The organism is Nocardioides sp. NPDC004968, assembly GCF_040608935.1.
GTDB lineage: Bacteria > Actinomycetota > Actinomycetes > Propionibacteriales > Nocardioidaceae > Nocardioides.
The window spans coordinates 1-23,912 of the sequence record NZ_JBEXJF010000043.1; the positions used below are offsets into that span (position 1 = coordinate 1).

General features: G+C 69.2%; 19 protein-coding genes. 10 read left to right on the forward strand and 9 right to left on the reverse strand.

Translation table 11 applies throughout. The features are described from left to right. Window positions 1-114: 114 nt before the first annotated feature. A complete protein-coding gene (locus tag ABZU72_RS25280; RefSeq protein WP_355021541.1) occupies window positions 115-1,329 on the reverse strand; it encodes an acetyl-CoA C-acetyltransferase in 1,215 nt (404 codons plus the stop codon). A gap of 136 nt (window positions 1,330-1,465) precedes the next feature. Between ABZU72_RS25280 and ABZU72_RS25285 the strand changes: the two genes are divergently transcribed. Further along, complete coding sequence (locus ABZU72_RS25285) at window positions 1,466-2,308, forward strand: thioesterase family protein (RefSeq protein WP_355021542.1); 843 nt, start codon at window positions 1,466-1,468, stop codon at window positions 2,306-2,308. A gap of 6 nt (window positions 2,309-2,314) precedes the next feature. Here the strand turns inward: ABZU72_RS25285 and ABZU72_RS25290 are convergent, their stop codons facing one another. The 4 genes from ABZU72_RS25290 to corA form a co-directional block, all read right to left on the reverse strand. After that, window positions 2,315-2,872 (reverse strand): hypothetical protein, encoded by a 558-nt coding sequence (locus ABZU72_RS25290; RefSeq protein WP_355021543.1) that lies wholly within the window; start codon window positions 2,870-2,872, stop codon window positions 2,315-2,317. Between the two features lie 94 nt (window positions 2,873-2,966). Then, window positions 2,967-3,926 carry a DUF389 domain-containing protein gene (locus ABZU72_RS25295; protein ID WP_355021544.1) on the reverse strand — a complete coding sequence of 320 codons (960 nt, stop codon included), beginning with the start codon at window positions 3,924-3,926 and terminating at the stop codon, window positions 2,967-2,969. A gap of 46 nt (window positions 3,927-3,972) precedes the next feature. Then, a complete protein-coding gene (locus ABZU72_RS25300) occupies window positions 3,973-5,001 on the reverse strand; it encodes a magnesium transporter CorA family protein (RefSeq protein WP_355021545.1) in 1,029 nt (342 codons plus the stop codon). A 16-nt stretch (window positions 5,002-5,017) separates the two neighbouring features. After that, complete coding sequence (corA, locus tag ABZU72_RS25305; RefSeq protein WP_355021546.1) at window positions 5,018-6,154, reverse strand: magnesium/cobalt transporter CorA; 1,137 nt, start codon at window positions 6,152-6,154, stop codon at window positions 5,018-5,020. Window positions 6,155-6,578: 424 nt separating this feature from the next. Between corA and ABZU72_RS25310 the strand changes: the two genes are divergently transcribed. The 7 genes from ABZU72_RS25310 to ABZU72_RS25340 all read left to right on the forward strand — a co-directional run bounded on the left by ABZU72_RS25310 (window position 6,579) and on the right by ABZU72_RS25340 (window position 16,295). Continuing rightward, complete coding sequence (locus ABZU72_RS25310) at window positions 6,579-8,309, forward strand: APC family permease (protein ID WP_355021547.1); 1,731 nt, start codon at window positions 6,579-6,581, stop codon at window positions 8,307-8,309. Between the two features lie 252 nt (window positions 8,310-8,561). After that, window positions 8,562-8,714, forward strand: a complete 153-nt coding sequence (locus ABZU72_RS25315; RefSeq protein WP_355021548.1) for a hypothetical protein — start codon at window positions 8,562-8,564, stop codon at window positions 8,712-8,714. Continuing rightward, a complete protein-coding gene (gene kdpA, locus ABZU72_RS25320; RefSeq protein WP_355021549.1) occupies window positions 8,711-10,375 on the forward strand; it encodes a potassium-transporting ATPase subunit KdpA in 1,665 nt (554 codons plus the stop codon). The genes ABZU72_RS25315 and kdpA overlap by 4 nt, the downstream gene beginning before the upstream one ends. Continuing rightward, window positions 10,372-12,444: a potassium-transporting ATPase subunit KdpB gene (kdpB, locus tag ABZU72_RS25325; protein WP_355021550.1), complete on the forward strand. Its 2,073-nt coding sequence runs from the start codon at window positions 10,372-10,374 to the stop codon at window positions 12,442-12,444. The genes kdpA and kdpB overlap by 4 nt, the downstream gene beginning before the upstream one ends. Window positions 12,445-12,446: 2 nt before the next feature. Next, window positions 12,447-13,061 (forward strand): potassium-transporting ATPase subunit KdpC, encoded by a 615-nt coding sequence (gene kdpC / locus ABZU72_RS25330; protein WP_355021551.1) that lies wholly within the window; start codon window positions 12,447-12,449, stop codon window positions 13,059-13,061. A gap of 4 nt (window positions 13,062-13,065) precedes the next feature. Next, a complete protein-coding gene (locus ABZU72_RS25335; protein WP_355021552.1) occupies window positions 13,066-15,612 on the forward strand; it encodes a DUF4118 domain-containing protein in 2,547 nt (848 codons plus the stop codon). After that, the gene (locus tag ABZU72_RS25340) at window positions 15,609-16,295 is read left to right on the forward strand and encodes a response regulator transcription factor (protein ID WP_355021553.1); all 687 of its coding nucleotides are present in this window, start codon (window positions 15,609-15,611) and stop codon (window positions 16,293-16,295) included. Before ABZU72_RS25335 ends, ABZU72_RS25340 begins: the two co-directional genes overlap by 4 nt. Here ABZU72_RS25340 and ABZU72_RS25345 read toward each other — a convergent pair. Beyond that, complete coding sequence (locus tag ABZU72_RS25345; protein ID WP_355021554.1) at window positions 16,271-16,594, reverse strand: hypothetical protein; 324 nt, start codon at window positions 16,592-16,594, stop codon at window positions 16,271-16,273. The two genes, ABZU72_RS25340 and ABZU72_RS25345, sit on opposite strands and share 25 nt — an antisense overlap. A 147-nt stretch (window positions 16,595-16,741) precedes the next feature. Between ABZU72_RS25345 and ABZU72_RS25350 the strand changes: the two genes are divergently transcribed. Then, a complete protein-coding gene (locus ABZU72_RS25350) occupies window positions 16,742-18,640 on the forward strand; it encodes an amino acid transporter (RefSeq protein WP_355021555.1) in 1,899 nt (632 codons plus the stop codon). A 16-nt stretch (window positions 18,641-18,656) separates the two neighbouring features. Here the strand turns inward: ABZU72_RS25350 and ABZU72_RS25355 are convergent, their stop codons facing one another. Continuing rightward, a complete protein-coding gene (locus ABZU72_RS25355) occupies window positions 18,657-19,028 on the reverse strand; it encodes a globin (RefSeq protein WP_160025142.1) in 372 nt (123 codons plus the stop codon). Window positions 19,029-19,114: 86 nt separating this feature from the next. Between ABZU72_RS25355 and ABZU72_RS25360 the strand changes: the two genes are divergently transcribed. Continuing rightward, window positions 19,115-19,540, forward strand: a complete 426-nt coding sequence (locus ABZU72_RS25360) for an OsmC family peroxiredoxin (protein ID WP_355021556.1) — start codon at window positions 19,115-19,117, stop codon at window positions 19,538-19,540. 48 nt (window positions 19,541-19,588) lie between these two features. Here ABZU72_RS25360 and ABZU72_RS25365 read toward each other — a convergent pair whose 3' ends face one another. Together ABZU72_RS25365 and ABZU72_RS25370 are read right to left on the reverse strand one after the other, a co-directional pair. Then, a complete protein-coding gene (locus ABZU72_RS25365) occupies window positions 19,589-20,539 on the reverse strand; it encodes a mechanosensitive ion channel family protein (protein ID WP_355021557.1) in 951 nt (316 codons plus the stop codon). 73 nt (window positions 20,540-20,612) lie between these two features. Then, window positions 20,613-23,894: a BTAD domain-containing putative transcriptional regulator gene (locus ABZU72_RS25370; protein ID WP_355021558.1), complete on the reverse strand. Its 3,282-nt coding sequence runs from the start codon at window positions 23,892-23,894 to the stop codon at window positions 20,613-20,615. Window positions 23,895-23,912 lie beyond the last annotated feature (18 nt).

A 23,912-nucleotide genomic window follows, 5' to 3' on the forward strand; every position in this document is an offset into this window, starting at 1 on the left:
AATTCCTGATTGCGAGTTTCGAGCGATCTTCAAAAAGGAAGCCCGCCTTTTGGGGGCGGGCTTCTTTTTGCCGGTGGCTACCGCGATTACGCGGCCGACTCGGCGGGAGTTGTGTCAGATGCGCTCGAGGATCATTGCCATGCCCTGGCCACCGCCGACGCACATGGTGATCAGACCGGTGGTCTTGTCGTGCCAGTCGAGGCTGTTGAGCATGGTGTTCTGCAGGCGCGCGCCGGTCATGCCGAAGGGGTGACCGACGGCGATGGCGCCGCCGTTGATGTTGAGGCGGTCGATGTCGATGCCGAGGTCCTGGTAGGACGGGATCACCTGGGCCGCGAACGCCTCGTTGATCTCGACCAGGTCGATGTCGCCGATCGACATGCCGGCGTACTTCAGCGCGTTCCGGGTCGCCTCGACCGGGCCGAGGCCCATGATCTCGGGGGAGAGGCCGGAGACGCCGGTGGACACGATCCGGGCCAGCGGGGTGACGCCGAGCTCGGCGGCCTTGGTGTCGGACATGACCACGACGGCGGCGGCACCGTCGTTGAGGGCACAGCAGTTGCCGGCGGTGACGGTGCCGTCCTCGCGGAAGACCGGCTTGAGGCCGGAGATGGCCTCCAGGGTCACGCCCGCGCGGGGGCCGTCGTCAGCCGAGACGACGGTGCCGTCGGGGGTGGTGACCGGGGTGATCTCGCGGGCCCAGAAGCCGTCGGCGATGGCCTTCTCGGCGAGGTTCTGCGAGCGTACGCCGAACTCGTCCATCTCCTGGCGCGAGATGCCGCGCGAGGTGGCGAGGTTCTCAGCGGTGTGGCCCATCGCGATGTAGACGTCCGGCAGCAGGCCGTCCTGGCGAGGGTCGTGCCACTTCTCGTTGGACGCGGCGGTCGCGGTGGTCCGCGACTGGGCGTCGTCGAAGAGGTGGTTGACGGTGTCGGGCAGGTGGTCGGAGGTGCCCTTGAAGAAGCGGGACACCGTCTCGACACCGGCGGAGACGATGATGTCGGCCTCGCCGGCCTTGATCGCGTGCAGCGCCATCCGCGAGGTCTGCACCGAGGAGGAGCAGTAGCGGGTGATGGTCGCGCCGGGCACCTTGTCCCAGCCGTTCAGCACGGAGACCACGCGGCCCATGTTGTTGCCCGACTCGCCGCCCGGCAGACCACAGCCGAGCAGCAGGTCGTCGATGTCGTTGGGGTCGAGACCCTCGACCTTACCGACGGCTTCCTTGGTGATGAGCGCCGCGAGGTCGTCGGGACGGAAGTCCTTCAGAGATCCCTTGTTGGCTCGCCCGATCGGGGTGCGGGCGGCGGCGACGATGACTGCCTCAGGCATGAAGACTCCCGGTTACTGATGAGTAGGTTGAACTGTGGTCGACACCATACTCGCCCGGACGGCGTCTGGTCGCCAGGCCCAGTGCCCAAGATGATCTGGAAGGATCGGCCACGTGCGCCATCTCTACGAATGCCCCATGCGTTGGGCCGACCTCGACATGCTCGGCCACGTCAACAACGTCGTCTACGTCGACTACCTCCAAGAGGCGCGCGTGGACATGCTGCGCACGCACGCCCGGAGCCCGCAGACCCAGGGCCTGGCCGAGGGTGTCGTGGTGGCCAGCCACCAGGTCACGTACGTCGCCCCGCTGCTCTTCGACTTCACGCCGGTCTACGTCGAGTCGTGGGTGACCGACATCCGGGCGGCCAGCTTCACGATGGCCTACGAGATCTTCCGGGACCAGCCCGACGGCACCCGCAAGGTCTTCGTGCGGGCGAGCACGGTCCTGGCGCCGTACGTCTTCGCCACCGAGTCGCCGCGCCGGCTCAAGCCCGAGGAGAAGGCCAACCTCCAGCCGTACCTCGAGACCCATCCCGAGGGATGGTCGCCGAAGCCGCTCGCCCTGGGCGAGCCGAAGCGGCTCGAGGACGGGCGTTTCCCGCTCTTCGTCCGCTTCTCCGACGTCGACGCCTACGGACACGTGAACAACGTGAAGTACTTCGAGTACTTCCAGGAGTCGCGACTGGCGCTGATGATGCGGCTCAGGTCGCACAATGGCATCGAAGGCTGGCCGTCCGTCGTGGTCGCGCAGACCGACGTCACCTACCACGCACCGGTCCTGGCTCGCTCGGAGCCGTACGACGTGTGGAGCTACGTCTCCCGGCTGGGCACCAAGTCGATGACGATCGAGTCCGAGATCGCCGACGGAGATCTCAGGCTCGCCCGCGGGCAGGTCACGCTGGTCTTCTACGACCTGGAGTCCGGCAAGGCCATCGAGCCCAGCCCGGAGGTGCGTGCGGCCGTCGAGAGCGTGCTCTAGGCGGGCTCAGTCGCGCCGGTCCTCATCGTCGCAGTCGTCACGGCGGTCGTAGCGGTACTCGTCGTGGTGCTCACGTCGGCAGTCGTCGTCGCTGTCGCGGTCGCCGTACCAGCCGTCCGCGTCGGCCCACTGACTCCAGTCCCAGCCGTCCTGGGTCGCGGTGAAGTCCTGCCCGGGCATGGCCGGGACCTGACCTGGGGTCTCGCCCGACTTCTCGCGGCCGCGCGTCTTCCGGGCGCTCAGCGTGCTGGCCTCGGTGGGCTGCTTCGCGTTCGGCGCCGAGTCGGGCGGCGCGAGCAGGTCGCGGGAGGCGAGCCGGGTGGCGAGCGAGGCGTCGGGGGGAGGGGGCAGCGTGCCGACCGAGGTGTCCTCGGCGGCGTCGACCGGCTCGGGCGGACCGGTTGGGCCATCGGCGAGCCGGGTCTGCAGGCCGGTCGCCTGGTGCGCGGGACGGCTCGACTGGTCCGGTCCGATCGACCGTATCCCTCCGATGAGCAGCGCCATCGCGACGAGGGCGACGACTGCAAGCCCGACTCCGACGATAGCCCGCTGAATTGCCCGCATGCGTCCTCCGAGAGCGCTCTGGTCAACCAAATGTTCTGCTTGAGTCCAGTAGCCTCCCAGTGCTTGCGTCAGTTGTCGAGAAGCGGGACCTTTGTCAGCGTTTCCTGAGCCGCGCGGCCAACAGCGCGCGGCGTTCGGAGACGCGCTGCCACACGTGCTGCTGGATGAGGAGGGTCAGCCAGCCGGCGAGTGCCATGCCTGCGACGTTGACGACGAGCTGCAGGGTGCTGCCCCAGATCTCCTCGCCGAGCCCGAAGGCGAGGCCCAGGGCCACGTTGGCGGCCGCCGGGATGGTGGTGACCGAGATGAAAACGCCGGACAGGTTGCCCGCCCGGGCCGAGGTCACCGCGAGCACCCCGGCGGCGGCCGCGATCAGCGCGACGATGAAGGACCACTTGTCGGGGGTGTAGATGAAGGCCGTGCCCGGTCGCTCCGCGGTGACGTTCGCGGCCGTGATCCAGCCCAGCCCGCGGGCGACGAGCGCGGCCAGCGTGGTCATGGCGATGCCGACCGCGAACCCCACCAGCAACGTACGCAGCGACTGGCCCAGCAGCCCGAAGCGGCGGCGCACCAGGGCGACGCCGAGGGCGGCGATCGCGCCGAACTCGGGTCCGATGACCATCGCCCCGATGACCAGGATCTGGGAGTCGAGGACGATCGCGATGCCGGCCAGCATCGTGGCCAGGCTGATCAGGCTCAGGAAGGTCCAGTTGGTCTCGGAGTCCTCGTAGGCCCGCTGGGTCACGTCGGCCCACACCACCGAGTCGGCGCTGCTGCCCGGGGCGAGGTGGTCGGCGACCAGGCCGGTCTCGGACATCCACGTCTGCACCGGCTCGACATGGAGGCTGCCCTCATGGTGCACACCCAGGTCGCGGAGCTGGTCGACGATGTCGTTGGCCGCCTCCCGGGCGACCGCGGCGAGCACCACATCGCCCTCCGGACGCAGCGAGGCGCCCGGTAGGGACGAGAGCTCGCTGACGGCGGGGTCGGCGGTGAGGATCTCGAGGATCGCGGGTGTCAGGCGCGTCGGCGAGGTGATCCGCAGCTGCAGCATGGGCACATTGTGGCGCAGGCGTACGTCGTCGAGCCCAGGGCCCGGGTCACAGCCAGCGTCTGGCCTTGAGCAGCACGTACAGGACGATCGCGGCGACCACGATGATGCCGCTCGAGACGATGAAGCCGCTGAACTGACCGAACCCGGGGTAGGGGACGTTCTGGCCGAAGAAGCCGGTGACCAGGGTGGGGGCGGCGATGATGGCGACCCACGCCGAGATCCGGCGCATGTCGTCGTTCTGTCGCACCGAGGTCGCGGCCAGTTCCTCGGTGGCCAGGGCCAGGTGAGTGCTGGTGCGAGCCTGGTAGAAGTCGATCACTCCACGGACGAACTCGCCCTGCCCGTCGGCCATCGTGCGCACCATGTCGAACCGGTCGGCCAGCTCGGCCGCTCGCGCCGCCAAGCCCGCGACCGGCCCGGTGCCGCGTCGCGCGACCGCACGACACGTCTCCGCGCTGTGCGTGGCGATGGTGCGTACGGTCAGCAGCGCGTGACCGACCTGGAACAGGTCCTCCAAGAGGGTTGCCGGATCATCGTCGGGGTCGTCGTCGGTTACCTGCTGCTCGATCCGTCCGGACTCGCGGGCGAGGTCCGCGACGAGCTGCGTCTCGCGGCGGATCATCGACGAGGCGATGGCGTGGGACAGGTCCCAGGACGTACGGAGGTCGACCTCGCCCTTCAGGAGCCGCCGACGCACGTTGTCGGTGTCGATGTGTGCCACCTCCGGGGCGACGACCGGGTTGACCGGACCATGCACGGTGACCAGGTAGTTCGCGCCGATGAACTGGTCGAGCTCGACGTAGTGCACGTGGCCACCGGTCCCCAGCTTCGGGGCGTGCAGCACGGTGAAGACGTGGTCGCTGTAGAAGTGGAACTTGGAGATGTGGTTGCGGGCCATGCAGTCGCCCAGAGCGAGCGTGTGGAACGGGAACCACTGTCCGAGCTGCTCGGATGCCGCTTCGTCGCACTGCGGCACGTCGATCCACACCACGGTGTCCGGCTCGTCGAGCAGATCGGGGACCTCCTTCGGGACGTGCTCGGTGAACCCGGTCGGGCGCAGTGCGTAGACCTTCATGTGTGGGGGCCTCTCCTCAGATCCAGTTGCGGCGGCGGAAGAGGATATAGAGGACGACGTTGACGGTCAGCATCAGCCCGAGCGCCATGAAGTAGCCGTAGCGCCACTGCAGCTCGGGCATGAAGTCGAAGTTCATCCCGTAGACCGTGCCCACCAGTGTGGGAGCGAACAGGATCGCCGCCCAGCCGGAGATCTTCTTGACCTCGTCGTTCTGCTGCACGCTGAGCTCGCTGAGCGCCTTCATCTCCTCGTTCTGCTGCTGGGCGACGAGGGTGGCGTTGACGGTCAGGATGTCGCGCAGCAGGTTGCGGAACTCGTCGATCTGCTCGACGGTCCCGATCACGTGGTCCTCGACGTCGCGCAGGTAGCGCTGGAGCTCCTCGTCGGTGCGGTACTTGGAGAACCCGGCGGCCAGGGAGCGTACGACGCCCAGCAGGGGTCGGGTCGCCCGCTGGAACTCGACCACCTCGCGGGAGAGCTCGTAGATGCGACGGGACACCTGGGTGTCGCCGCGGAACATCTCGGTCTCGATCTCGTCGATGTCGTTGGCGAGTCCGGCCACCACCGGCGCATAGCCGTCGACGACGCGGTCGAGGATGGCGTACAGCACCGCCTCCGGGCCGAGCCTGAGCAGATCGGGGTTGCTCTCCATCCGGCGGCGCACCGGGGAGAGGTCGGGCTGGGTGCCGTGGCGGACGGTGAGCACGAAGTCGGGACCGACGAAGAGGTGCAGCTCACCGAAGTCGATGTTCTCGGTCTCATCGACGTACCAGGCTGCCCGCAGCACCACGAACAGCGTCTCGTCGTAGCGCTCGATCTTCGGTCGCTGGTGAGCCAGGATGGCATCCTCCACGGCAAGCTCGTGCAGACCGAACTCCTCGGCCAGCGAGGCCAGCTCGTGCTGGTTGGGCTGGTAGAGACCGATCCAGGCCATTGCGTCGTCGTGGTCGCGGAGCGAGCGGTACGTCTCGGCCAGCGTCGAGGGCGAGTCGACCCGGTCGCCGCCGACGTAGACGGCGCTGTCGATCACGCTGCCACGAGTCACGGGTGTCGGCGTCGAGGCCCGACCGCCTCCGCCATGCAGCGGCAGGGTCGCCGGCGGGTCGGCACGGCGCTGCTTGGTGAAGGGGCGCAGGAACGGGTGCTCGGACATGATGGCCTCCCAGATGGTGCGAGCGGGATCGCGACGCGGGAACGCGACGCACCAGCCCGGCACGCTCTCAGGTGGGCCGGACCGGTCAGGGCGAGGTGGTACTCGGAGGTTGGCCGTCCATCTCAGCCACCTCCTCTTCCCTCGCTCGCGGTAGCAACCGACTGCCTGTATGTCCGCGCGGAGCCACGTCCGCACCGGGACATCGTACGTGGGGCCTGCTCGGCGTAGGTAGTCGGCGGGGCGTCAGGAACTCATCAAGGTGTGGTCCGTCGGCGTCAGCGATGTGTCAAACCGATCGGACCCCCCGCAGGCGGCGCCTAGCGTCGCAGGTGTGTCTCTACGAGTCCCATTCCACGATGCACCCACCTACCGCTCACGGCCCAGGGGAAGGCCTGACCGCGATGGCCTCACCGCGGGGAGCGGGTTGGCCGCGCTCGCGCTCGACGCGATGGCATCGGTCTCCTACGGGCCTGAGGCGATCGTTCTCGTGCTGGCACTGGCTGGGGGCGCGGGCATCGGGCTCACGCTGCCGGTGACGATCGCGATCGCCGTGCTGCTTGCGCTACTGGTGGCCTCCTACCGGTCGGTGATCGCGGCCTTCCCGGATGGCGGCGGGGCTTACGCAGTCTCCCGCCGCCATCTCGGATCGCGCGCCGCACTGGTCGCGGCGGCCTCGCTGATCATCGACTATGTGCTCAACGTGGCGGTCTCGGTGGCAGCCGGTGTCGCGGCGCTGACGTCGGCGTTCCCGGCCCTGCTGCCGTACGCGGTCTGGGTCTGCCTCGGCGTCCTGGCCCTGGTCACACTCGTCAACCTGGGCGGGATCGCACACAGCGCCCGGGTCTTCATGGCGCCGACGGTGCTCTTCGTCGGGTCGATCCTTGCGGTGATCGTGGTCGGCCTGTTCCGGAGCACACCGTTGGAGCCCGTCACCGCATCCGAGTCGGTCGTCTCCACGCAGACCGTCGGCGTACTCCTTCTGCTCAAGGCATTCTCCTCGGGCTGCGCTGCGCTGACCGGAGTGGAGGCAATCGCCAACGCGGTGCCGAGCTTCCGGGCGCCGAAGGTACGGCGAGCACAGGCCGCTGAGGTCGCCCTGGGTGGCGTGCTCGGCGTGATGCTGATCGGGCTGGCGGTGATCATCGAGAAGTTCGACATCCGTCCCCGCGAAGGCGTCACCGTGCTCTCTCAGCTGACCTCGGCGACGCTCGGCGACGGGTTCGGCTACTACCTGGTGCAGATCGCGACGGTGGTGCTGCTCGCCCTGGCTGCCAACACCTCCTTCGGCGGGCTGCCCACGCTGCTCAAGGTGCTCGCCGCCGACCACTACCTGCCGCACCGGTTCGCGCATCGCTCCGCCCACGACGTGCATCGCTGGGGCGTGCTGGTGCTCGCCGGCCTATCCGCCGTGCTGCTGGTCGCCGCCGCCGGCCAGATGAACACCCTGGTTCCACTTTTCGCCATCGGTGTCTTCGTCGGCTTCACTCTCGCGCAGGTCGGCATGGTCGTGCACTGGCGTCGCGAGAGGCCGGGTGACTGGTGGCGACCGGCGTTGCCGAACCTGCTGGGTGCCGTCGCGACCGCCGTCGCCGCGATGGTCACCACCGCGATGAAGCTGGCCGACGGGGCCTGGCTGGTTGTGGTCGTGCTGGTGGCGTTGGCGCTGCTGATGGCGTCGGTCAGGAGACGGTACGCCTCCGACGAGCGTCCCTCGACCGGGCGTCCCTCGTTGCCGCGGGCCCATCCGGTCGTGGCCGTGGTGCCGGTCAAGGGCGCCGACGCCATCGCTCGACGGAGCCTGGCGACAGCGATGTCGTTGGCCGGAGAGCAGGTCGTCGCCGTGCATGTGTGCGACCTGTCCGGCGCGGGTGGTGCAGAGGAGGTCGCCCGCGACTGGGACGCCTGGGGGCCACCGGTGCCCCTGGTGATGCTGAGCGGTGACATGGGGGATCTCGCCGAGCCGGTCGCTGACTACATTCACCGTCACTACGAGGGTCAGCCGGTGCTGCTGGTGCTCGGTGAGCCGGCCCGTGACTCGTGGTGGGACCACGCCCTCTCAGACGGCAGCGCCGACCGCCTCGAGGAGCGTCTCGGCAGGGTGCCGGGCGTTCTGGTCTGCCGCTCCGCGCCGGTGGCCGAGCAGGTGTCCGTGTGATGGCGGGGCCTGACTACGGCGGGGTCCTGGTGGTCGCCGCCGCGGCCGCCTTTGCCGTCGCCTTGAGCGTTCTGATGCGGGTGCTCCTCTACTAGACCGCGCCAGCCACGAGCGCCGGACGTACTCGGGTATGTCCGGCGCGAGGCCATTTCTGTGGCAGCAGGTCAAGGATGCGTCAATCGGACGGCGTACGTCGTCAGGGAACCGTCAAGGTGGGCACTCCAAGGGCCCGAGCGGGGATGCAATGGAGCCGTGCTAGATCTCGTCTACATCCTCATCACGCTGGTGTCCTTCGCAGGGCTCGCCGCGCTGGTCGGTTTCATCGACCGGCGGTTGAGCGAGCCCTCCGACACCGACACCGGCGCTACCCTCACTGAGACCGAGCCGCGGGCGGTGAGCCGATGAACCCCGTCGTCGCCGCCGTCCTGCAGATCGTCGTCCTGATCGCAGCGCTGGCCCTCGCGGTCCCGCTCCTGGGCCGCTGTCTCGCCCACATCTACACCAGCCCGAAGCATCTGCGCGCCGAGACGGTGGCCTACCGGGCTCTCAAGGTCGACGCCGAGGCCGACCAGCACTGGCGCTCCTACGCGATGTCGGCACTGGGCTTCTCGCTGGCCGGGATCCTGTTCCTGTTCGCCTTCGGGCGGCTGCAGCAGTGGCTGCCGCTGGACGGCGGCTTCGACCCGCTGCCCAGCGACGGGGCCTGGAACACGGCCGTCTCGTTCGTGACCAACACCAACTGGCAGTGGTACTCCGGTGAGGCGGCCACTGGCCACCTGATCCAGATGGCCGGGCTCGCGGTGCAGAACTTCGTCTCCGCCGCGGTCGGTCTCTCCGTCGCCGCCGCCTTCGCGCGCGGGCTGGCCCGCACCCGCAGCCAGGGAAGGATCGGCAACTTCTGGGTCGATCTGGTGCGTACGACGGTCCGGGTGCTGCTGCCGGCGGCGTTCGTGGTCGCGATCGTGCTGGTCGCGGCCGGGGCGGTGCAGAACCTGCACTCCGTGCACGAGATGACGACGCTGACCGGCGGCACCCAGCCCCTGACCGGTGGCCCGGTCGCCAGCCAGGAGGCGATCAAGGAGCTCGGCACCAACGGCGGTGGCTTCTACAACGTCAACTCCGCACACCCCTTCGAGAACCCCAACCCGTTCACCAACCTGCTCGAGATCTGGGCGATCCTCGTGCTGCCGTTCTCGATGGCCTGGGCGTTCGGTCTCATCGTCAAGGACAAGCGCCAGGGTGGCGCCGTCCTGTCGACGATGGCCGTGCTGCTCACCGTCGGCATCGCCCTGCTGACCTGGGCGGAGATGGCCGGCCCCGGCACCGCCCCGCAGCTCGCCGGAGCCGCGATGGAGGGCAAGGAGACCCGCTTCGGCGAGGCCGCCACGGCGCTCTTCGCCGCGGCCACCACCGGCACCTCGACCGGTGCCGTCAACGGCATGCACGAGAGCCTGACCGCGCCCGGTGGCGGCGTCGCGCTGTTCGGGATGATGCTCGGCGAGATCGCGCCGGGCGGTGTCGGCTCCGGTCTCTACGGCATGCTCATGCTCGCCGTGGTCACGGTGTTCCTGTGCGGCCTGATGGTGGGACGTACGCCTGAATACCTCGGCAAGAAGATCAGCCGCGACGAGATGGTGCTGGTCGCGGTCTACATCCTGACCACCCCGATCCTGGTGCTCGTCGGCGCCGCGATCGCGCTGACCGCTCCGGCAGGGCTGGCCGGTCTCTCGACCGACGGTCCGCACGGCCTCTCCGAGGCGTTGTACGCCGTCACCAGCGCCGCCAACAACAACGGCTCCGCCTTCGGCGGGATCACCTCGGGCACGCCGTTCTGGAACACGCTGCTCGGGTTGCTGATGCTGTTCGGCAGGTTCGTCCCGATGATCTTCGTGCTCGCCCTGGCGGGCCGGTTCGCGACCGCCAACCGGCTGCCGGACAACGCCGGCACCCTGCCCACCCACCGCCCGCTCTTCGTAGGCCTGCTGACCGGCGTCGCGCTGGTCGTCGTCGGCCTGACCTTCGTCCCGGCTCTCATGCTGGGCCCGATCGTGGAGTCCCTGTCATGACCCAGACCCCAGTACGTACCCCTGAAGAACACACCGAGCACGCCACCCGTGTCGAGGCGGCACCGTCGGTGCTCACGGCCAAGCAGATCGCCGAGGCGGTGCCTGGTGCGTTGCGCAAGCTCGATCCCCGCAAGCTGGTGGCGACCCCCGTCATGCTCGTGGTCGAGATCGGCGCGGCCGCCACGACCGTCATGTCGGTCCTCGACCCGTCGGTGATGGGTTGGCTGGTCACCGTCTGGCTGTGGCTGACCGTCGTCTTCGGTTCGCTGGCCGAGTCGGTCGCCGAGGGCCGCGGCAAGGCGCAGGCGGCCTCGCTCCGCGCGCTCCAGACCGAGACCACCGCCCGTCGTCTGCGTGGGGGTGCCGGTGGCGCCGAGGAGCTCGTCGCCTCCACCGACCTGCGCACCGGCGACGTCGTCGTGGTCGAGGCCGGCGAGCGGATCCCCGGTGACGGCGACGTCATCGAGGGCGTCGCGAGCGTCGACGAGAGCGCGGTGACCGGCGAGTCCGCTCCGGTGATCCGCGAGTCCGGCGGCGACCGGTCGGCGGTCACGGGCGGCACCCTGGTCCTCTCGGACCGGATCGTCGTCCGGATCACCTCCGACCCGGGCCACTCCTTCGTGGACCGGATGATCGCCCTGGTCGAGGGCTCGGAGCGGCAGCGTACGCCGAACGAGATCGCGCTCAACGTGCTCCTGACCAGTTTGACCGCCATCTTCGTGGTCGTCTGCTGGAGCCTCTACTACCTGGCCGACTACTCCGGCGCGCACCAGTCCTGGCTGGTCCTGACCGCGCTGCTGGTCTGCCTGATCCCGACCACCATCGGCGCGCTGCTGAGCGCGATCGGCATCGCGGGCATGGACCGGCTCGTACGCCGCAACGTCCTGGCGATGTCGGGAAGGGCCGTCGAGGCGGCCGGTGACGTCGACGTGCTCCTGCTCGACAAGACCGGCACGATCACGTACGGCAACCGGCAGGCGTACGAGGTCATCCCGGTCACCGGCACCACGTTGACCGGGGCCGAGAACGCGGCCGTCCTGGCCAGCCTCTCCGACCAGACGCCCGAGGGTCGCAGCATCCTGACACTGGTGGGGCGCTCGATGGGTGGGCCGGCAGAGGCCACCATGGTGGAGTTCTCCGCCATGACCCGGATGTCCGGCCTGGACAGCCCCGGCCTGAGCGTACGCAAGGGCGCCGCCTCCGCGGTGACGGCCTGGGTCAAGGAGAACGGCGGCCAGGTGCCCCCGGAGACCGCAGTGATCGTCTCGGAGATCGCCGAGACCGGTGGCACGCCGCTCGTCGTCGCCGAGCACCGCAACAGCGACCCGGCACGGGTGCTGGGCGTCGTACATCTCAAGGACGTCGTCAAGGACGGCATCCGCGAGCGGTTCGACGAGCTGCGCGCGATGGGCATCAAGACGGTGATGATCACCGGCGACAACGCGGCCACCGCCGCGGCCATCGCGAAGGAGGCGGGCGTCGACGACTTCCTCGCCGAGGCGACCCCGGAGGACAAGCTCGCGCTGATCCGCAAGGAGCAGCGCGGGGGACGGATGGTCGCGATGTGCGGCGACGGCACCAACGACGCGCCCGCGCTCGCGCAGGCCGACGTCGGTGTCGCGATGAACACCGGGACGACCGCGGCCAAGGAGGCCGGCAACATGGTCGACCTCGACTCCGACCCGACCAAGCTGATCGACGTGGTCGAGATCGGCAAGCAGCTGCTGATCACCCGGGGCGCACTGACCACCTTCTCGGTGGCCAACGACGTCGCGAAGTACTTCGCGATCCTGCCGGCGATGTTCGTCGGCGCCTTCCCCGCGCTGGACGTCCTCAACATCATGCGGCTGTCCTCGCCGGAGTCGGCCATCGTCTCCGCGGTGGTCTTCAACGCGCTGATCATCATCGCGCTGATCCCGCTGGCGCTGCGCGGCGTCCGCTACCGGCCGTCCTCGGCCTCCGCGCTGCTGCGCCGCAACCTGCTGCTCTACGGGGTCGGCGGCCTGATCGTGCCGTTCGTCGGGATCAAGCTGCTCGACCTCGTCATCTCCCTCATCCCAGGACTGTGAACATGTCTGATCTCTTTGCACTGCTACGTCACTCGCTCGCCGGGCTCCGCGTGCTCATCGCCGCGACCCTGCTGTGCGGGATCATCTACCCGCTGGTCGTCACCGGCGTCGCCCAGGCCGCCTTCGGCTGGCGTGCCGACGGCTCCCTGGTCACCGAGTCCGGCTCGCACACCAACGACCCCGCCGAGGCGGTCGGCTCGGCCCTGATCGGGCAGGGCAACGACGACGAGGGGCTCTTCTACCCGCGTCCCAGCGCGGCCGGCGACGGCTGGGACACGCTGTCCACCTACGGCTCCAACCTCGGGCCGGAGGACCCGGACCTGGTCAAGGCGATCACGGAGCGCCAGCGCGAGATCGCCGCGCGTGAAGGCGTCTCGGTCGACCAGGTCCCCGCCGACGCCGTCACCACCTCCGCATCCGGCATCGACCCAGACATCTCGCCGGCTTACGCAGCCATCCAGGTGTCCCGGGTCGCCCGGGCCAACGGGCTCTCGGAGGAGCAGGTGAAGTCGCTCGTGACCGAGAACACCGACGGCCGTACCTTCGGGTTCCTCGGCGAGTCGCGGGTCAATGTGCTCGAGCTCAACATCGCGGTGCGCGCGGAGAGGGTTGAATAGGGACGTGCAGACCACGTCAACGGACGGGCGGTCCCCGCGAAAGCGGGGCCGCCTGACCGTCTATCTCGGAGCCGCGCCAGGCGTCGGCAAGACGTACGCCATGCTCGGCGAGGCGCAGCGGCGCCAGGCGCGGGGGACCGATGTGGTGGTCGGGTTCGTCGAGACCCACGACCGCAGCAACACCGCGCGCCAGATCGAAGGACTCGAGGTGATCCCGCGCCGGGAGATCGACTATCGCGGGGCGACCTTCACCGAGCTCGACGTGGAGGCGGTGATCGCCCGCGACCCGAAGGTGGTCTGCGTCGACGAGCTCGCGCACACCAACGTGCCCGGCAGCCGGCACACCAAACGAGCCCAGGACGTCGAGCAGATCCGTGCGGCCGGGATCGACGTGATCACCACCGTCAACATCCAGCACCTGGAGTCGCTCAACGACGAGGTCGAGCGGATCACCGGCGTACGCCAGCGGGAGACCGTGCCCGACGAGGCGGTCCGCACCGCCGACCAGATCCAGCTCGTCGACATGGCGCCCGACGCGCTGCGGCGGCGGATGGCCCACGGCAACATCTACAAGCCCGAGAACATCGACGCGAGCCTGACCTCCTACTTCCGGGTCGGCAACCTGACCGCGCTGCGCGAGCTGGCGCTGCTGTGGCTCGCCGACCGGGTCGACGATGCGCTCGGCGACTACCGCCGCGAGCACCGGATCGAGCACCCCTGGCCGACCAAGGAGCGAATCGTGGTCGCGGTCACCGGTGGCCCGGAGTCGGAGACGCTGCTGCGGCGAGCGGCTCGGCTGTGCCAGAGGGCGAAGGGGTCCGAGCTGCTGGCAGTACACGTCGTCACCGCCGATGGGCTGGCCAGGCCGGAGGCCGGGTCGATCGAGCGCGTCCAGGCGCTGACGGCGTCGTTGGACGGCACCTTCCACAGCGTGATCGGCGAGGACGCGGCGACCGCCGTCGTCGACTTCGCGACCGGCGCCAACGCCACCATGATCATCGTCGGCGTCTCCCGTCACGGGCGGTTGCGAAGGCTCTTCACCGGCACCACCGGAGACCGGATCGCGGCCGCGGCCGGCTCGATCGACGTACACCTCGTCACCCACGACGAGATCGCCCGCGGCTCGCGGGTCCGAGGCGGCCTCGGGTCACCGCTCAGCCGCACCCGGCAGACCCTGGGGTGGATCAGCGCGCTCCTGGTGCCCTCGGCCCTGGTCTGGCTGCTCCACAACGACGGCATCGAGGGCGACATCTCCAACCAGCTCCCGCTGGCCAGCATGCTGCTGCTCGCCGCCACCGTCCTGGTCGCGCTCGTGGGTGGGCGCTGGCCGGCGGTGGTCGCCGCCCTGGCCGGGTTCCTCCACCTGAACTGGTGGTTCACCCAGCCCGTACGCCGCTTCACCATCGCCGAGCCACGCAACCTGGTGATGTTGGTGATCTTCGTCGCGGTCGCGGTCGGCGTCGCCACCGTCGTCGACCGTGCCTCGCGGCGAGCTGCCGAAGCACGCCAGGCCAGGGGAGAGGCGGCGACGATGGGTGCACTGTCCCGTTCGGTGCTCACCGGCCAGGACACCGCCGAGGCGATCGTGAGCCGGGTGCGTGAGACCTTCGCCCAGCAGGCGGTGGTCCTGCTGGAGGAGACACCCCAGGGGTGGGTGCGGCTGGCCGGTGCCGGGATCGGCTATCCGGCAGACCCGGACCAGGGTGACGCCCAGGTCGCCGTCGACGACACCCACGTGATCGTCCTTCGTGGCACCCCGCTGCGGGCGAGCGATCGACGGGTCCTGGAGGCTTTCGCGGTCCAGACGTCGCTGGTGCTGGAGCATCGGCGACTGCGCGACCAGGCCGACCGCGCCCTCGCCCTGGAGCGGGCGGAGCAGACCTCGACCGCTTTGCTTCGCGCGGTCTCCCACGACCTGCGCACGCCGCTGGCCACGATGCGTGCCGCCCTCGACGGCCTGCTCGTGGGCAGGGTGCCGGAGGAGGACCGCAAGGAGCTCGTCGAGTCGGCGGCGACCTCAGCCGACCAGCTCGAGGCGCTCATCGACAACCTGCTCGACCTCTCCCGGGTCGAGGCAGGTCTGGTGCATCCCGCGATGCGGGACGTCAGCCTGGAGGAGTCGCTGCCGATGGCGGTCGCCGGCCTGCCTCCCGGATCGATCGCCTTCGAGGTGGGCGAGGACACCCCGCTCGTACGCACCGACTCAGGCTTGCTCGAGCGCATCGTCGCCAACCTGGTCAGCAACGCGGTCCGGGTCAGCAGGCAGGGGCCCAACGCCGGCGAGCCGGTGCGCGTCCTGGCGCACGAGACACCGGAGACTGTGGAGGTGATGATCGTCGATCGTGGACCTGGGGTTCCCGAGGACCAGCGGGAGCGGATGTTCGAGCCGTTCCAGCGTCTCGACGACACCTCGGCCGGCGGGCTGGGGCTCGGTCTGGCCGTGGCCAGGGGCCTGAGCGAGGCACTGGGCATCCGGCTGTCGGCCGACGACACCCCCGGCGGCGGCCTGACCATGGTCGTCGCGGTGCCGCGCGCGAGGAGTGTGCGATGAGTCGCGTACTCGTGGTGGACGACGAGCCCGCCCTGCTGCGGGCGCTCGCCATCAACCTGCGCGCCGCCGGCTGGGAGGTCGAGACGGCGACGGACGGCCGCTCGGCGCTAGCCGCCGCCGCGGCGACCCACCCCGACGTCGTCCTTCTCGACCTCGGGCTCCCGGACCTGGACGGCACCGAGGTGATCGAGGGGCTGCGGGGCTGGACCCAGGTGCCGGTGGTCGTGCTCTCCGCCCGTCAGCACGGCGACGACAAGGTCGAGGCGCTCGACCTCGGCGCCGACGACTACGTCACCAAGCCGTTCGCGATGAACGAGCTGATGGCGCGGCTGCGAGCCGCCGTACGCCGCTCCCAGGAGTCCGCGCCCCCAGCCGCGACCACGCTCGCAATCGGTGACCTGGAGATCGACTTCGCCCGCAAGCGGGTGCACAAGGCCGGGGACGACGTACGCCTCACCCCGACCGAGTGGTCCTTCCTGGAGCTGCTCGCCCGCAACGTGGGCCGACTGGTTCCGCGCGAACAGATCCTCAAGGAGGTCTGGGGTCCCGCCTATGCGCGCGAGACCCACTACCTGCGCGTCTACGCCGCCCAGCTGCGCCGCAAGCTCGAGGACGACCCTTCGCATCCGCGCTACCTGGTCACCACCTCGGGGGTCGGCTACACCCTCGACCCGGGGGAGTAGAGCGAGGCCACGACCCCCAGGGCCAGGAGCAGCGCCAGGTGGCGCAGGTCGCTGGCGGTGAAGGTCAGCTGACCGCCGGTGTTGACCGCGAATCCGGTGACCAGCCCCCAACCGGTCAGCGCCAGCAGCAGGGCGTACGGCATGGTCAGCGTCAGCGCGGCCCCGGTGCTCAGTGCGACCATGGTAATCAGCCAGGCCGAGAAGCCGACGCCGGCGACGGTGAGGACGGCCGTGGCCACCAGCAGCGTGGCGGCGGCCGCTCCGGCGCGTACAGCCGTGACCTTCTCCAGCAGCTCCATATCCCCAGCGTGCGCCCGTGATCGGGCCCCGGTGGCGGTATGGACGCTCCTCTGACACCCGCCTCGCGGAATCTTGACGGAATCCTTACGCCTTCCTGTGGGGCTGGGATGCCGCATCCGGGCCGCCCGGCCTGAAGAATTGATCGGGTGACCGCAGTGACCACGGCGAGCAGCGCCCCCGGCGCGGCAGAGCCCACCGAGACCCACGAGAAGAAGCACTCGTGGTGGCAGGTGATGTGCCTGACCGGTGTCGACTACTTCTCGACCCTGGGCTATCAGCCGGGCATCGCGGCCCTCGCCGCCGGCCTGCTCTCGCCGATCGCGACGCTGGTCCTGGTCGGGCTGACCCTGCTCGGTGCGCTCCCGGTCTACCGCCGCGTCGCGGCCGAGAGCCCGCATGGTCAGGGCTCGATCGCGATGCTGGAGCGGCTGCTGTCCCGCTGGGGCGGCAAGGCGTTCGTGCTCGCCCTGCTCGGCTTCGCGGCCACCGACTTCATCATCACGATGACCCTCTCCGCCGCCGACGGTGCCGCTCACATGGTCGAGAACCCGCTCTTCCCGTCCGCCTGGCACGGGCACAACATGCTGATCACCCTGGTGCTGCTGGCGGCACTCGGGGCCGTCTTCCTCAAGGGCTTCAAGGAGGCGATCGGCATCGCCGTCGGCCTGGTGGCCACCTTCCTCGTACTCAACGCGATCGTCATCGCCGTCGGTCTGGTGCACGTGTTCAGCAACCCCAGCGTCTTCACCAGCTGGAACGACGCCCTCTTCGTCGAGCACGGCAACATCACCACGATGATCGCCGTCTCGCTGCTCGTCTTCCCCAAGCTCGCCCTCGGGATGAGTGGCTTCGAGACCGGCGTCGCCGTGATGCCGCAGGTCAGAGGCGAAGAGAGCGACACCGAGGAGCGCCCCGCCGGACGGATCCGGGGCACCAAGAAGCTCCTCACCACGGCCGCGCTGACGATGAGCGTCTTCCTGATCGCCTCCTCCTGGGTGACCACCCTGCTGATCCCGGCCGAGGCGTTCGAGGAGGGCGGCGAGGCCAACGGCCGGGCACTGGCCTACCTCGCGCACGACTACCTCGGCAGCGCGTTCGGGACGGCGTACGACGTCTCCACCATCCTCATCCTGTGGTTCGCCGGCGCCTCTGCGATGGCCGGCCTGCTCAACCTGATCCCGCGCTACCTGCCGCGCTACGGGATGTCACCGGAGTGGGCGGCAGCGACCCGGCCGCTGGTGGTGACCATCTCGGCCGCAGCCTTCCTGATCACCTGGATCTTCGACGCCGACGTGGACGCCCAGGGCGGGGCGTACGCGACGGGTGTGCTGGTTCTGATGCTCTCCGCCGCGGTGGCGGTGACGCTGGCCGCGCACAAGGCCGGTCAGCGGGTCCGGACGGTCCTGTTCGGCCTGATCGCGGCCGTGTTCGCCTACACCACGGTCTCCAACGTGATCGAGCGTCCCGACGGGGTCAAGATCGCCGCCTGCTTCATCGCCGCGATCATCGGGGTCTCCTTGGTCTCCCGGATCATGCGCTCCTTCGAGCTGCGGGTGACCGGCGTCGAGCTGGACAAGAAGGCCGAGACGTTCCTGCGCGAGTGCGCGCGCCGCAAGATCCGGCTGATCGCCAACGAGCACGAGGGCACCGAGGGGCCGGAGGAGTACGAGGACAAGCTGCGCCAGATGGTCCTCGACAACGACCTGGCCGACGACGGGGACACCATCTTCGTCGAGGTGCTCGTGACCGACCCGTCCGACTTCGAAGGCACCCTGAAGGTACGCGGCGAGGTCACCGGACGCCGACGGGTGCTGCGGCTGGAGGCACCGGCGGTGCCCAACGCGCTGGCCGCCGTCCTTCTCCACGTCCGCGACGTCACCGGCGTGGTGCCGCACATCTACTTCGAGTGGACCGAGGGCAACCCGGTCACCAACCTGCTGCGGTTCCTGTTCATCGGGGTCGGCGAGGTCGCCCCGACCACCCGAGAGATTCTGCGGCGCGCCGAGCCGGACCGGAGCCGGCGGCCGCACGTGCACGTGGGCTGACGGATCGGCCCGGGGTTCAGCTCGGGGTGTTGATCATGAAGTTGGCGGCATGCTCGGCGTACGCCCAGAACTGCGCGTCCTGCTCCGGGGTCAGGCCGGCGGCGTCGAGGCCCTCGCGGAAGTGCTGGAGCCAGCGGTCACGAGCCTCCGAGGTGACCTCGAACGGGGCGTGACGCATCCGCAGCCGCGGGTGGCCGCGCTGCTCGGAGTAGGTCGTCGGGCCGCCCCAGTACTGAGCCAGGAAGAGCGTCAGCCGCTCCTGCGCCGGACCGAGATCCTCCTCGGGATACATCGGCCGCATCAGCTCGTCGGTCGCCACGCCCTCGTAGAACTTGGCCACGATCGTGCGGATGGTGTCCATCCCGCCGATCTCCTCATAAAACGTCACTGAGCCATTCTTCCACGCGGGTCCGCGCTCGCCTGCCGTGGCAGGATCGGGGGCGTACGCATTCACACGAACTTTGGGAGATAACGATGGCCACCACCCGCACCGCCACCACCGTCTGGGAGGGCTCGCTCTTCGAGGGCGCCGGCAAGGTGACGCTGGACTCCTCCGGCCTGGGGACCTACGACGTCACCTGGGTGGCCCGCTCGCAGGAGCCCAGCGGCAAGACCAGCCCCGAGGAGCTCATCGCCGCCGCCCACTCCTCCTGCTTCTCGATGGCCTTCTCCAACGGCCTGGCCGACAACGGCACCCCGCCGACCAGCCTGCAGACCAGCGCCGACGTCGAGTTCACCCCCGGCAAGGGCATCACCGGCATCAAGCTGACCACGCGTGGTGTGGTCGAGGGCCTCGACAACGACACCTTCGTCCGCCTCGCCGAGGCGGCCAAGGCCGGCTGCCCGGTCAGCCAGGCTCTCGCCGGCACCACCATCACTCTCGACGCCGCCCTCGCCTGAAATGTGGTGATGCCCCGACCTCGGCCGGGGCATCACTGGCGGCGTACGTCAGGCTTTGGCCGTCTCCTCCTCGGAAGCGGCCGCCTTCTCGTCACGGTGCCAGATGACCCGCTGCGGGAAGGGCATCTCGATGCCCTCGTAGTCGAGGCGGGCCTTGATCCGCTGGCGCATCTCGCGCGCGATCGCCCACTGCTTGAGCGGCAGGGTCTTGATGAGCACCCGCACGGTGATGGCGTCGGCGGCCAGCGCCTCGACGCCGGTGACCTCGGGCTCCTCGATGATCTGGCCCTTGAAGTCCTCGTCGACCCACAGGTCGTGGGAGACCTCGCGCAGCACGCGCTGCACCTTGTTGAGGTCCTCGTTGTAGCCGACGCCGACGTCGATGACCGCGCGGGCCCAGTTCTGGCTGTGGTTGCCGACGGTGAGGATCTCGCCGTTGGGGATGTACCAGACCGTGCCGTCGAGCGAGCGCAGCCGGGTGATCCGCAGCGTCACGGCCTCGACGGTGCCGCTGATGTTGTTGACCTCGATGCTGTCACCGACGCCGTACTGGTCCTCGATGATCATGAAGATGCCGGACAGGTAGTCCCGCACCAGCGACTGGGCGCCGAAACCGAGCGCCAGACCGACGATCCCGGCCGAGGCGATGATCGGGGCGATGTTGATGCCGAGCTGGTCCAGGATCATGGTGGCGAAGATCGCGACCATGACGCCGGTGACGACGCTCTTGAACAGGGAGCCGATCGCCTGGGCGCGCTGACTGCGGCGCGATGACGCGACGCTGGCCTCGCCTCCGTCGGCCATCTTGGTGATCTTGCCGCTCAGCCCGGGGGCCTCCACAGCGCGGACGACGACCTTGTCGATCACCCGGTGCAGGATCCAGCGGAGCACGATCGCCAGCAGGATCAGGCCGGCGATACGCAAGGGGATGCCGATCACCCAATTGCCGAGCGTCGACCAGGAGACCGAGATCAGTGGGGGGTTCGGGGGGATGGACATGGGTTCCAGTATCCAAGCCGTTCAAGGTCGACGGCCAATCCCCGGGCGGGCATCGGGCGCGACGCGACGGTCATCACGGCGGCTGCTCCTCTTCGAGGATTGCGGCAAGTCGAACGCACGCTTCCTCGATCGCGCGATAATCGTGGCTACGTACGAGGTCGGAGGATCGCTGGAGCTCCGAGTGGGTCTCTCCCCACTCTCCAAGGTGGGCAAGTGCGTCGGTGAGTGCAACCCGGGCGCGGGCCTCGTGGAACCGGTAGCCATGGCGAACGGCAAGTCCGATGGATGCACGAGCGAGTTGGGCCGCGTGCTCGTGCGAGCCCGCCGCGCTGGAGGCGATCGACAGGGTGCACGCGGTCATCGTTGTCGCCCTCGGGTCGTGGAGGGCCGAGGCAAGGGTGTGGGCACGCGTCGCAAGCCGTACGGCTTCGCGAGAGTCTCCACGATCCAGCTCCAGACGACTCAACTCGTCCAGTGTCGACAGCTCGCCCCGCCGGTCGCCGAGAGCCACGAACTCACGAAGGACATCGGTCAGCTCGGCCTCGGCGCCGGTGGCGTGACCCATCAGCCTGATTGCGCTGGCCAAGTTCCCCCGGTTGGTCAGTACCGTGTGACGTCGGCCGATGGCGCGATTGATGTCGATCGCGCCGCGGAAGTAGTCGGCAGAGTCCTCGAAGTCGGCGCGCTCGAGCGCGAGCATGCCCAAGCCATTGAGGATGGTGGCTCTGACACCGCTCATCTCTCCCTCGGCCGCTGCCGCCGCATCGGCCAGCCAAGACTCTGCCTCCCCGAACGACCCGCGCTCGAACTGGTACCACCCCACGACGTAGGACGCGTACGCAGCAATCTCCCACTGGCCGTTCGCCCGTGCCAACCGTGTGCACTCGGCAGAGTCGGCCAAGAACTCCTTCTCACGACCTAAGGCTTCCGCGGCCTGGCAGCGGCACAGCAGCATCATTGCCTCGGCGTCCTTGTCCTGAGCTGCGCGGGCGGCCTCGAGCCCGGCGCTCGTGATCCGGTCCCACCAATCGACGCCGCCACGCATGACGAAGTACGACCGAAGCTGATCTGCCATGGCCCACGCTGCATACCGCGTCGCTGGGCGCTGGACGGCCCGCTCGGCCAGGATCACCATCGCTCCGACTTCTCGCTCGAGCCATGCCATCGCGCTGTGTTCGTCCTGGAACGGGCCGGGGTCATCCAGGTGCCCCCGCAGCCGCACCGACCTCGGATACGTCAGATCGATCGCGGCCGTGACGCGATCGACGTACCACCGCAGGAGGCGGGCACGGGCATCGAGTTCGTCGTCGCTCGTCTCCAAGAGCCTGCGCGCATAGAGACGCAACAGGTCGTGGGCCTGGTAGCGATCCGGCACGTACTGCATCATCATGCTGGCGTCGAGCAGTTCTTCGAGGCCCAGTTCGGCCTCGGCCGGGTCACAGCCGAGCAGGACGGCGACTGCTTCCGCATCCACGTCAGGACCCGGATGGACGGCGCAGAGCCTGAAGACATCTCTCGCTCGTGCACTGAGGTCCGCATAACCGGCCTGGAAGGTCGCCAGTACGCTCACGTCGCCTGCGGCCAGCTCCTGAAGCCGCTGGCTCTCGTCACGGAGGCGGCCGGCCATGTGCGCGATGGTCCACGTGGGGCGACTCGCCAGCCGCGCACCGGCGATCCGTAGCGCAAGTGGAAGATATCCGCAGGCAGCGGCCAGCCTTTCGGTGTCGCCCGGCTCTGCCGCTGCTCGCGCGGAGCCCGCAGCTGCGGCGATCAAGGCACATGCGTCGCCCGGTGAGAGCGGGGTCAGCTCCTGGGTGACGGTGGCGTGGATCTGCGGGAGCCGTCGCCGGCTCGTGGCGATCACGTTGCAGCCGCTGACGCCAGGAAGCAGCGGCATCAGCTGCGCTCCGTCGACGACGTTGTCAAGCACGATGAGCATCGAGCGATCGGCCAGCTCGCTGCGGAACAGGGCAGCCATTTCCACCTCGTCACGACCGATCCGGCGCTGAGGCACCCCAAGTGCCCTGAGGAACCTGGCCAGGACCATCCGCGGTGGCACGGTCGCTCCGGCATCGCCCCGCAGGTCGGCGTACAGATGTCCGTCGGGATACCGATGGGCCAGGCGGTGGCCGAGCGTGAGTGCGAGCGCCGTCTTCCCGACGCCGGCTGGTCCGACGATGAGCGCGACCACCGGGGTGCGACGCCGTTCGGGTTCGGACAAGGCACGTTCGACTCGACTCGCCTCGGTGTCACGTCCTACGAGGGTCAGCGGACGTGCTGGCAGCTGCTGGGGCTTCTCGCGGACACTGGTCCGCGGCGTCGCCGGTTCCATCTCGTTCCGGAGAACGCTTGCGAGGGCGTCCTGAAGAGCGGAGCCGGGGCGCACTCCCAGCTCGTCGTCGAGTCGGCGGCGAATGGAGTCGTACCGCGCCAGCCCCTCGGCGCGTCGCCCGGCCGATCCCAAGACAGCGATCAGCCGGGCGTGTAGACCCTCATCCAGCTCGTGATGTGCAGCCGCCGACCGCAGCTCGGGCAACGCCAGCTCCGGGGTTCCGTGACGAACGGCGGCGGACGCGTACGCGTGAATCGTTTGGAGATGCTCATTGTCGAGAGCCGCAGCGAGCGGACTCTGACGTAGTTCCTCGAGATCAAGGTGCCCACGCCACAGTCGCAGGGCGTCGCCCAGGGCCGCCAACGAGCTTTCCGGGCTCTGCGTGGTGGCGGTGGCGACCAAGTGCCGAAAGCGGGTGATGTCGAGCCGGTCGCGATCGATCTCGAGTCGGTAGCCGGCTGCGATAGGGAAGATGAGTCGCTCTCCGGGCAGCTCGATCTGGTGGCGTAGACGTGTGATGTGGCTGCTCAGCCGTGCGGGTGCCGCTGCTGGCGGTGCGTCACCCCACATCAGGTCGATGAGTTCGTGTCTCTCGACCGGCTGGCCAGGGGTCAGGGCGAGGCGGGCGAGCAGCAGTCGCTGTTTCCTCGACGTCAGCAGCACAGGACTCCGGCCGCGGTTGGCCTCCAACGGCCCGAGCACGTTGATCGTGACGCGGCCGTCGGCGCGAGGTCTGGTCGGCGTGGAACCGGGTGTGGCTTCAGCCCCGCCGCCGAACCGCAGCAGCTCATCCTCGGTCACACCCAAGGCCGCCGCGATCCGGGTGACCGTCGCGGGTCGGGGTCGCCTGGTGCGGCCCTGTTCGACGTCACGGATCGCAGCGACGCTGACGCCCGCCTGGTGTGCGAGCTCGTCCTGGGTCAGGCCACCGGACTCGCGATGGAACCGCAGCAAACCACTGAAGTCCCGTGACGAGGGACGTTTGAGTGATGGTGGTGGCCCACCGTCGGAAGCCCGATCCACGCGCGAATCATAGCGGCG